Source organism: Flavobacterium sp., from assembly GCF_043720215.1.
Lineage (GTDB): Bacteria > Bacteroidota > Bacteroidia > Flavobacteriales > Flavobacteriaceae > Flavobacterium.
In genome coordinates, this window is the sequence record NZ_JAYSSZ010000276.1 from 1 (window position 1) to 7,060 (window position 7,060).

7 protein-coding genes are annotated in these 7,060 nt (G+C 32.5%); 4 read left to right on the forward strand and 3 right to left on the reverse strand.

What is annotated here, in order from left to right; all coding sequences use genetic code 11:
• Both ACHZC3_RS12185 and ACHZC3_RS12190 read left to right on the forward strand, forming a co-directional pair.
• On the forward strand, window positions 1-429 hold a 429-nt coding region (locus tag ACHZC3_RS12185; RefSeq protein WP_394760137.1), incomplete at its 5' end, for an ACP S-malonyltransferase.
• A gap of 81 nt (window positions 430-510) precedes the next feature.
• A complete protein-coding gene (locus ACHZC3_RS12190; RefSeq protein WP_394760138.1) occupies window positions 511-1,188 on the forward strand; it encodes a peptidoglycan DD-metalloendopeptidase family protein in 678 nt (225 codons plus the stop codon).
• A 38-nt stretch (window positions 1,189-1,226) separates the two neighbouring features.
• Here ACHZC3_RS12190 and ACHZC3_RS12195 read toward each other — a convergent pair whose 3' ends face one another.
• From ACHZC3_RS12195 to ACHZC3_RS12205, 3 genes are all read right to left on the reverse strand, one after another.
• Window positions 1,227-2,123 (reverse strand): DMT family transporter, encoded by an 897-nt coding sequence (locus ACHZC3_RS12195; protein ID WP_394760139.1) that lies wholly within the window; start codon window positions 2,121-2,123, stop codon window positions 1,227-1,229.
• A 56-nt stretch (window positions 2,124-2,179) separates the two neighbouring features.
• On the reverse strand, window positions 2,180-3,193 hold the full coding sequence (galE, locus tag ACHZC3_RS12200; protein WP_394760140.1) for a UDP-glucose 4-epimerase GalE: 1,014 nt from the start codon (window positions 3,191-3,193) through the stop codon (window positions 2,180-2,182).
• Window positions 3,194-3,262: 69 nt separating this feature from the next.
• Entirely contained in the window at window positions 3,263-4,393 is a 1,131-nt protein-coding gene (locus ACHZC3_RS12205; RefSeq protein ID WP_394760141.1) for a DegT/DnrJ/EryC1/StrS family aminotransferase, read from the reverse strand.
• A gap of 111 nt (window positions 4,394-4,504) precedes the next feature.
• On the opposite strand from ACHZC3_RS12205, the gene ACHZC3_RS12210 reads away from it, so the two are divergent.
• Both ACHZC3_RS12210 and ACHZC3_RS12215 read left to right on the forward strand, forming a co-directional pair.
• The gene (locus tag ACHZC3_RS12210) at window positions 4,505-5,734 is read left to right on the forward strand and encodes a 3-deoxy-D-manno-octulosonic acid transferase (RefSeq protein WP_394760142.1); all 1,230 of its coding nucleotides are present in this window, start codon (window positions 4,505-4,507) and stop codon (window positions 5,732-5,734) included.
• Between the two features lie 70 nt (window positions 5,735-5,804).
• On the forward strand, window positions 5,805-7,060 hold a 1,256-nt coding region (locus tag ACHZC3_RS12215), incomplete at its 3' end, for a S46 family peptidase (protein WP_394760143.1).

Consider the following 7,060-nt stretch of genomic DNA (forward strand, 5'->3'; position numbering starts at 1 on the left):
GTGGTAGCAGCAAATTATAACTGTCCTGGACAATTGGTTATTTCTGGTGAATATAAAGCCGTAGAATTGGCTTGCGAAAAAATGAAAGAAGCAGGTGCAAAACGAGCTTTAATTTTACCTGTTGGTGGTGCATTTCACTCTCCAATGATGGAACCCGCTCGTGAAGAATTAGCAGCAGCTATTGAAGCAACAACTTTCTCTACTCCTACTTGTCCCGTATATCAAAATGTAACTGCAAGGGCAGTTTCTGATCCAAATGAAATTAAGAAAAACTTAATTATACAATTGACTGCTCCTGTAAAATGGACACAATCTGTACAACAAATGATACAAGATGGTGCCACTTTATTTACCGAAGTAGGTCCAGGAAAAGTATTGGTTGGCTTGGTTGGAAAAATTGATAAAGAAGTAGAAACCTTTTCGGCTTAATTTTTAAATCGAATTTAAATACAATCCTCATAAAATTTATTTGTGAGGATTTTTTATATTTGAAAATCAAACAACTAACACATGTCAAAAATACTTGAATTATTTAATAAAATTGAAACCTCAAAAGTTATTGCTTCTAATATTGATTATTCCGAATATATTGCTTTAGATTTATCAACTGCAAATGCCGAATTAGAAAGACACAGTTTAGAAACTGCAGCAGATTATGAAATTTTCATTCAAAACTACTTAGATAATAATAAAAGTAAAATAGCTTATGGTGGCTATATAGAAACTCGAAATTTATACAAAAGAAGTTTTGTTTTCAATAGCCAAAATACTGACGAAAGAAATATACACATTGGCTTAGATTTATGGATAAACGAACAAGCTGCAATTTATTCTGCTTTAGATGGAAAAATTCACAGTTTTCAGAATAACACCGCATTAGGCGATTATGGTCCAACAATTATTATAGAACATGAAATTGAAAATATTAAATTTCATACATTATATGGGCATTTGAGTGAAGCTAGCTTAATAGGTAAAAATGTAGGTGATTTAGTAAAAAAAGGCGAACAAATTGCTAATCTTGGTCTCCCACCAATAAATGGTGATTATGCACCACACTTACATTTTCAAATTATAATTGATATGGAAAACAAAACTGGTGATTATCCGGGTGTTTGCAATATAAAAAATCTAGAATATTACTCAGTAAATTGTCCAGATCCTAATTTATTATTAAAAATAAAGTAATTAGACTTTATGAATTAACATGAGAAATTTTTTAATTTCTAAATTTCTTTCTTTTTATAATTAATGATAAAAACACCCAGAATAATTAACGCTGTTGCAATAATAAAATCACTAGTAATTACTTCGTCAAGAAACAACCAACCCAAGAAAACTGCAATAATGGTATTAATATAATTTAAGATTGAAACTTGAATAGCTGTAACTCTTTTTAAGGCATATAAATAACAGAAAAATGCCAAAACCGATCCGAAAATGGCTAAATATAAGGTTGCAAAAACACTTCTAAAACTCCATAAACTAACATCTACATTTGGAGAAAATATAAGTGCCAGAAATAACTGAATAATAGCTGCAATAGCAAATTGATAAAACAAATTGAGTGCAATATTATTAGATTTATGAATGTGCATTTTAGAATAAACGGTTCCTGCCGACCAACTTAAAATGGCGATACTCAAAAACAGAATTCCAGTTTTATAATTTGGGTCTAAAATAGCTCCAAGCCCATCTCTAAAGATAAAAACAACACCAAGAAAACCAACAATAACTCCAATAAAACCTTTGATACTTGGTTTTTGTAACCCAAATAAAATGCTTCCAATAAAAATAACAACTGGAGATAAAGCACTTAATATTGAAGTTAAACCACTTGGAACACTTTTTTCGGCAATAGTGGTAAAACCATTGGCGATAACAATCATTAATATTGCTGGTACAAACTGAACTTTAAAATTTTCCCAGCCAATCCAAGACAATTCTTTTTTGTAAAGTAAAATACAAAGTATAATTAATGCAGCCAAACCTTGTCTCATCGAAGTAATGTACCAAGGTGGAATCGTTTCGACAGCAACTCGAATACCAAAATAAGTGGTTCCCCAAACAACTGCAACTACAATTAGGCAGAATAATAATTTAAAATCCGTATTTTGGTTCATACTTTTAAGATAATAGCCTTTTAGACAAAAAACTGTTTTCGCAAAGGCTCACAAAACTAACCTCTAATTTTTTGTTCCCATTTCCAAGCACTTCCTAAAGCTTCTTCTAATGTAGATTGTGCTTTCCAACCTAAAACAGTATTGGCTTTATCGGTATTGGCATAAGCAGAAACGATATCACCTTCTCTTCGAGGAACTATTTTGTATGGTAATTTTCTTCCAGAAACTTTTTCGAAAGTGGTGATAACTTCCAAAACCGAGCTTCCTGTCCCAGTTCCTAGATTGAAAGTTTCTACTTTATCTACGTTTTTCTTATTTAATAAACGTTGCAACGCAATAACATGAGCTTTTGCTAAATCGACCACATGAATATAATCTCGAATACAAGTCCCATCTGGCGTTGGATAATCATCCCCGTAAACCGATAATTCCTGACGCAAACCTATTCCTGTTTGCGTGATATACGGAATTAAATTTTGTGGAATTCCAATAGGCAATTCACCAATTTCGGCACTTGGATGCGCTCCAATCGGGTTAAAATAGCGCAATAAAATCGAATTTATAGTACTGACTTTACAAACTTCTGTAATAATTTCTTCGCCTATTTGTTTTGTGTTTCCGTATGGAGAAATGGCTGGTTGTATGGGTGCATTTTCTGTAATGGGCATTTTTTCGGCCTGGCCATAAACGGTACAAGAGGAACTGAAAATAAAATTAGCTTCGGTTTTTTGTTGCAATTCTTGCAGGATATAAACCAAGGTGTTAATGTTGTTTTCGTAATACAACAAAGGATTTTCGACACTTTCCCCCACTGCTTTTGATGCTGCAAAATGAATTACACCATCAATATTATTATGTTTTTTAAAGAAATCTCGTACCGATGTTTTTTCTCTTAAATCTAATTTTTCGTACAAAAGTGTTTTACCTGTAATGGCAACAATTCCTTTTAGGACTTCTTCAGACGAGTTAGAAAGATTATCGATAATTACTACTTCGAAACCTTCATTTTGCAATTCGACAACGGTGTGAGAACCTATAAATCCGAGACCTCCTGTTACTAGTATTTTCATGAAATGTTGATTTGGTTATTCGTTGATTTGGTTATTCGATTGAACAAATCAACGAATAACCAAATCAACCTATTTTAAAAACTCTAAAACAGAATCGGTTATAAATTTTATTTGTTCGTCGTCAAGTTCTGTGTGCATTGGCAACGACAGCACTTCTTGAACTAATTGATTAGTTACCGGAAAGTCTTCTTCTTTATATCTCGAATCTAAATAGGCTTTTTGAGAATGCAACGGAATTGGGTAATAAATCGCACATGGAATGTCTTTGCTTAACAAATAATCCATCAAACCATTTCTGTCCGCATCGATAATTCGTAAGGTATATTGATGAAAAACATGGCAATCGCAAATCTCGCAAATGCTTGGCGCTACAATATTTTTATGTCCTTCAAAAGCTGCTGAATATTTTCTAGCCGCATCTTGACGAGCTTTACTATACGTATCTAAAAGTGGTAATTTTGCATTCAAAACAGCCGCTTGAATACTATCTAAACGAGAATTTACTCCTACAACATCGTGGTGGTAACGTACATACATTCCGTGATTTACAATACCTCGAAGCGTGTGTGCTAAGTCATCATCGTTTGTAAAAATAGCGCCACCGTCACCATAACAACCTAAGTTTTTAGACGGAAAAAATGACGTTGCTCCTACATGACCTATTGTTCCAGCTTTCTTTTTTGTGCCGTCAGAAAATTTGCAATTGGCTCCAATAGCTTGTGCATTATCTTCGATTACAAAAAGGTTGTGCTCGTTTGCAATTTGCATGATCGCTTCCATATTAGCAGCACGACCAAACAAATGTACCGGAATAATGGCTTTTGTTTTGGGTGTTATTGCTTTTCTAATGGCTTCAATATTAATATTCATATTGTACCTATCAACATCGACTAAAACAGGTGTTAATTGCAAAAGTGCAATAGTTTCGACAGTGGCTGCAAAGGTAAAATCGGCAGTAATCACTTCGTCACCAGGCTTTAAACCCAGTCCCATCATAGCTATTTGCAAAGCATCGGTTCCGTTTGCACAAGGAATCACATGTTTTACATCTAGATATTCTTCAAGATTTTTTTGGAATTTGTGGACTTCTGGTCCGTTTATGTAAGTATTTGTATCTAAAACTCCTTGAATAGAAGTGTTTACTGTATCTTTTATTTTTTCGTACTGACTTTTTAAGTCAACCATTTGAATTTTTTTCATCTTTTTTATTTATGACAAAGTCTAATATTGAATACAAAAATAGGAATTTTAGAAGAATGAATTCAAACATAATTAAAAGAAAGTGTATTTTAGCATCAGAAATATTTTGATATGCTTTTCCTATATAATTTTATCGTTTATATTGCTAATTTCTTATTGCAAATTGTTGCTATTTTCAGTCCAAAAATGAAGCTTTTTGTTGATGGTCGAAAAACTGTTTTTACAACTTTACAAAGCAAAATAAACTCAGAAGATAAAACCATTTGGTTTCACGCTGCGTCTCTAGGAGAGTATGAACAAGGTTTGCCAGTAATTGAAAAAATAAAAGAAAAATTTCCTGCTCACAAAATTGTGGTTACTTTTTTTTCTCCTTCTGGTTATGAAGTTAGAAAAAACAATACGGTTGCTGATGTTACGGTTTATTTGCCTTTAGATACTAAAAATAATGCACAACAATTCTTAAAATTAGTGCATCCAGAAATGGTTTTCTTTATCAAATATGAATATTGGCCTAATTATTTGAATGAACTCAAAAAACAGAATATCAAAACCTATCTAATTTCGGGTATTTTTAGAGAAAAGCAATCTTTTTTTAAATGGTATGGTGGCTTTTATAGAAATGCCTTACAAGCTTTTGATTACTTTTTTGTACAAAACGAAAGTTCTAAAAAACTATTGCAAAGTATTGGTTTTACTAATATAAAAATTTCTGGAGACACGCGTTTTGACCGAGTAGCTTCTATTTTAGAACGTGACAATTCATTAGATTTTATAGAACAATTCAAAAATAATACGATAACAATTGTTATTGGAAGTTCGTGGCCAAAAGACGAAAGTTTATTGATAAATTATATTAATCAATCCTCAAATGAGGTGAAATTTATTATTGCACCACATAATATTAAGTCGGAGCAAATTCAGGAATTAAAAAATTCAATTACTAAAAAATCTATTTTATTTTCAGAAAAAGACAATCAAGATCTCTCTAATTTTGATGTATTTATTATTGATACCATTGGAATTTTAACTAAAATATATTCTTACGCAGATATTGCTTATGTAGGCGGCGGTTTCGGAAATCCTGGTGTTCACAACATATTAGAACCTGCTACTTTTAGTGTTCCGATTGTTATTGGTCCAAATTTTTCTCATTTTGCAGAAGCAACAGCTTTAGTCAACATGACGGGTTGTGTTTCTATTTCTAATCAAAAAGAATTGAATGAAATTTTCGATAATTTAATTCAAAATCCCGATGAAAGATTTGAAAAAGGACATATTTGCAACACTTTTGTAAATATGAATAAAGGAGCGACAGATATTATTTTAAAACATATTTCTTAATCAAAACTTAAAAAAAATAACCCAAATAAATTAAATTCTTACATTGCAACCTTCAAAAAAAACAGTACTTATGAAATTTTTAAAACTATTCCTCCTATTATTTGTCATACAAACACAAGCGCAGCAAGGTGGTATGTGGATTCCTTCGTTACTAAACGGAATGAACGAAACAGAGATGAAAAACTTGGGTATGAAAATCTCTGCCGATGATATTTATTCAGTAAATCATTCTAGTTTAAAAGATGCCGTTCCGCATTTTAATGGTGGTTGTACTTCGGAAGTAATTTCCCCAAAAGGATTAATTCTTACCAATCACCACTGTGGTTTCGATGCTATTCAAAACCATTCCTCTATTCAACACGATTATTTAACCGATGGTTTTTGGGCAATGAAAATGGAAGACGAATTACCAAACGAGAATTTAGTGGTAACATTTATTGTAAGTATCAATGATGTAACTGCTCAAGTTTTAGATGGTGTTGCAGCCATTACTTCGGAAGCAGAAAAACAAAAGAAAATTCAGGAAAATATAACTAAGGTTTCTGGAAGTTTTACAAAAGAAGCTTGGCAAGAAAACAAAGTACGAACTTTTTTTGAAGGAAATCAATACATTTTATTTGTAACAGAAACCTTCAAAGACGTTCGTTTGGTTGGCGCTCCACCAAGTTTAATTGGTAAATTTGGATCTGATACGGATAATTGGGTTTGGCCACGTCATACAGGCGATTTTTCGATGTTTCGGATTTATGCTGACAAAAATAACCACCCGGCAGCATACTCTAAAGACAATGTTCCTTATACACCAAAACACTTTTTACCAGTTTCTCTAGATGGTATTCAGGAAGACGATTTTACAATGGTTATGGGTTATCCTAGTAAAACGCAGGAATATTTACCATCGTTTGCAGTAGCACAAATTGTAAATGAAACCAATCCTGCAAAAATAGAAATTCGTGATGCAGCGCTAAAAGTACAAGATGGCTTCATGCGAAAAGACAATGCCATCAAGATTCAGTATGCTTCAAAATATGCTGGTGTAGCCAATTATTGGAAAAAATGGATTGGCGAAAGTCAAGGTTTGAAAAAATCGAATGCGATTGGCATCAAACAAAATTTTGAAAAAGAGTTGAAACAAAAAGTCATTGCAATAGGCAAACAAAACGAATATGGTAACTTATTAGCTGAATTTGAGAAAAACTATACTGAAATAGCACCTTACGCCGTAAGCAGAGATTATTTTAATGAAGTCGTTGTAAAAAACACAGAATTATTAAGCTTGGGTTACAAATTATACCAACTAGAACAAGTGTTTACAACCAAAGGCGA